We start from the raw sequence: 3,333 nt of genomic DNA, 5'->3' as shown, positions 1-3,333 counted from the left end.
CCTCGCGGATCCGGTCGACGACCGCCACGGTGTTGGCGTCCGGCTGGCGCTGGATCGCCAGCACGATCGCACGCTCGCCGTTGAACCAGCCGGCACCCCGCTCGTTCTCCACCCCGTCGCGCAGGTTGGCGATCTGGCCCAGCCGCACCGGCTGGCCATTGCGCCAGGCGACCACCAGCGGCCGGTACTCGTCGGCGTTGGACGGCGGGTCCTGCGGGTCGATGGTCAGCGTGCGCGCGGATCCGGCGAGCGTGCCGACCGGTGTGGTCGACGCGGCCGATGCGATGGCGTTGCGCACGTCCGAGGTGGTGAGGCCGCGGGCTGCCGCCTGGACCGGGTCGACCTCGACCCGCACCGCATATTTCTGCCCGCCCCAGACCAGCACCTGCGCCACGCCCTCGATCTGCGAGATCTGGTTGGCGAGCAGGCTCTCGGCATAGTCGTTGACCCTGGAAAGCGGCAGGGTCGCCGAGGACAGGCTCAGGAACAGGATCGGCTGGTCGGCCGGGTTGACCTTGCGGAACGAGGGCGGGGTGGTCATCTCCGGCGGCAGCCGCCGCTGGGCGGTGGACAGCGCCGACTGCACGTCGAGCGCCGCCCCGTCGATGTCGCGATCCAGCTCGAACTGGATGGTGATGTCGGTGTTCCCCTGCGTCGATTCCGAGGTCATCGTGTCGATGCCGGCGATCGTCGCGAACTGCCGCTCCAGCGGTGCCGCCACCGAGGAGGCCATGGTCTCCGGGCTGGCGCCGGGCAGGCTGGCAGTGACCTGGATGGTCGGGAAGTCGACCCGCGGCAAGGCCGCGGACGGCAGGGTGCGCCAGCCGGCGATGCCACCCAGGAGGATCGCTGCCGTCACGAGCGTGGCCATGACTGGGCGGCGGATGCACAGTTCCGCCAGCTTCACAGCCGCGCCTCCAGGCCCTGCTGGCTGTCCTCGATATGCACGGCTGCGCCGTCGGTCAGGCGGATCTGGCCCTCGGTGACTACGGTGGTGCCGGCGGGCGGGCCGGACGTCAGCACGGCATAATCGCCTGCGGTCCGGTCGACCTGCACCGGCTGGACCCTGGCCTTCTGGTCCTGGTCGATCACGAATAGGAACGAGCCGGTCTGGCTGATCTGGACGGCACCGCTCGGCACCACCAGGGCGTCCGGGTCGTCACGCAGGATCAGGCGCGCATCCAGCACGGTGCCCGGCCACAGGCGCTGGTCGTCGTTCTTGATGCGTGCCCGCACGGTGACCAGGCCGGTGCCGCGCTCGACCTGGTTCTCGACCATGGTGACCGGTCCGGTGCGGGTCTCCGTGCTGCCCGGAAGGGGCACCTCGATCCGCGCGGTGCCGGCCTGCAGGGCCTGGGACAGTTCGCCCAGCAGGTTCTGCGGTATACCGACCGCCACATAGATCGGATCAACCTGGTTCAGGGTGGCGATGGTGCCGCCCGTGTCCGAGCCACGCACGATGGCACCCAGGCTCACCGTCAGCCGGCCGATCCGGCCGTCGAAGGGGGCGGTGACTCGGTGGAAGGAGCGCTCCAGTTGCAGGGCACGGAGCTGCGCCTCGCTGGCGGCGAGGCCCGCAGTCAGCGATGCTACCTGGGTGCGGGCATCGTCCAGCGACTGCTGGGCGGTGGCACCACGCTGGGCCAGGTCCTGGGCCCGACCCAGGATGACCTTGGCGTTCTCGAGCTGGGCGCGGTCGCGTCGGATATTGGCTTCCTGCTGGTCGATCTGCGCCTCGATCGGCCGGGAGTCCAGCTCGACCAGGAGGTCACCGGCCTTCACCCGCGCGCCGTCGGCGACCAGGATCTTCTCGACCACGCCATCCACCCGCGAGCGGATGGCCACGGTCTCGACTGCCTCCACCGTGCCGACCGAGCGGAACTCGACGGGCACGCTGCGGATCGCCACCTGCGCCACCTGGACCGGCACCGGGGCAGGTGCCCGTGCCGCCTCCGGCTCGGCCGGGGTCTCGCCGCGGACCAGCAGGGCCGCCTCCCGGACCCAGGGGGGCGCCCCGTCCAGCCAGGGCCCGAGATCGCCAAAGCGCAGCCAGGCGAAGCCAACGGCCAGGACCGCCACGCCCACCAGCAGCCAGCGGCCCGGCCGGCCACGGCGCCGTGGCGCCTGCGGGCCGTTTGCCGGATCCTCCGAAGTGGCCGCAGCTTCATGCGACCGCGGCTGCGTAGGTAGATTCATGGGGAAAGCCCGGTTGCCGACAGACGACGCAAGTCTAGGCCCCCGTGGCGACAGGTGCAGCGGCCATCGCGTAACAAACTATGTCGGCACCGTCGTCCCGGCCAGACCGGCTCACTCCGCGGGCGGCGGAATCACGTGGGTCTGGTCATCCGGGTGCGGCGAAGCAGGCCGCCAACCGGTCCGCTCGCGCAGATGCTGGAACACCACGTAGAGCATCGGGATCAGCAGGATGCCGACGGAGGCTGCGGCCAGCATGCCGTAGAAGACCGGCGAGCCGACCGCGATCCGGCTGGCCGAGCCCGGCCCGGTCGCCAGGATCAGCGGCACCAGCCCCAGGATGAAGGCGAAGCTGGTCATCATCACCGGGCGGAAGCGGAGCTTCGCCCCCTCGATGGCGCTCTCGCGCAGGCCCATGCCCTTGGCGCGCATCTCCAGGCTGAACTCGTTGATCAGGATGGCGTTCTTGGCGGCCAGCCCGATCAGCACCACCAGCCCGATCTGCGCGTACACGTCGAACGGCAGCCCGGCCAGATACAGGCCGCCAATGGCGCCCAATATGCCCACCGAGACCGAGAGCAGCACCGGGATCGGGATGTTCCAGCTCTCGTAGAGCCCGACCAGGAACAGGTAGGCGAACAGCACGGCCATCACGAGCACGATCGAGGTCTTGCCGGCCGCCTCCTTCTCCTGGAGCGCCGTGCCGGTCCATTCATAGCCGTAGCCGGCGGGCAGGCGGGCGCCTACCCGCTCCATCGCCGCGATCGCGTCGCCCGAGCTGGCGTTCGGTGCCGGGCTGCCGTTCAGGGTGACGCTGCGAAAGCCGTTGTAGCGGCTGATCGCCGAGGGGCCGAGCTCCAGGCGGATCGAGGCGATGGCGCTCATCGGCACCATCTCGCCTTCAGCGTTGCGGACATTGATCCGGAACATGTCGTCGACCCGGCGCCGGTAGTCGGCCTCGGCCTGGATCTGCACCTGCCAGGTCCGGCCGAACACGTTGAAGTCGTTGACATAATAGCCGCCGAGCGTCGCCTGCAGGGCGGAGAACACGTCCGAGACCGCTACGCCCAGCGTCTGGGTCTTCTCCCGGTCCAGGTCCAGATAGATCTGCGGCGTGTCGGCGTTGAAGGTGGTGAAGAC

Annotated in this window: 3 protein-coding genes; all 3 read right to left on the bottom strand. The window is 70.0% G+C overall.

Annotated elements, in window-relative coordinates:
* Positions 1 to 907 (bottom strand): efflux RND transporter permease subunit (locus tag EQG76_RS04495; RefSeq protein ID WP_200840552.1); only part of this gene is annotated, 907 nt, incomplete at its 3' end.
* Complete coding sequence (locus tag EQG76_RS04490) at positions 904 to 2,079, bottom strand: efflux RND transporter periplasmic adaptor subunit (RefSeq protein WP_159710975.1); 1,176 nt, start codon at positions 2,077 to 2,079, stop codon at positions 904 to 906. The genes EQG76_RS04490 and EQG76_RS04495, both read right to left, overlap by 4 nt.
* A gap of 228 nt (positions 2,080 to 2,307) precedes the next feature.
* Positions 2,308 to 3,333: efflux RND transporter permease subunit (locus tag EQG76_RS04485; RefSeq protein ID WP_200840551.1), on the bottom strand; the 1,026-nt coding region annotated here is incomplete at its 5' end.

Source organism: Geminicoccus flavidas (assembly GCF_009806515.1).
GTDB lineage: Bacteria > Pseudomonadota > Alphaproteobacteria > Geminicoccales > Geminicoccaceae > Geminicoccus > Geminicoccus flavidus.
Note: the sequence above shows the minus strand (reverse complement) of the source record. Positions and strands in the feature narration are given on the sequence as shown.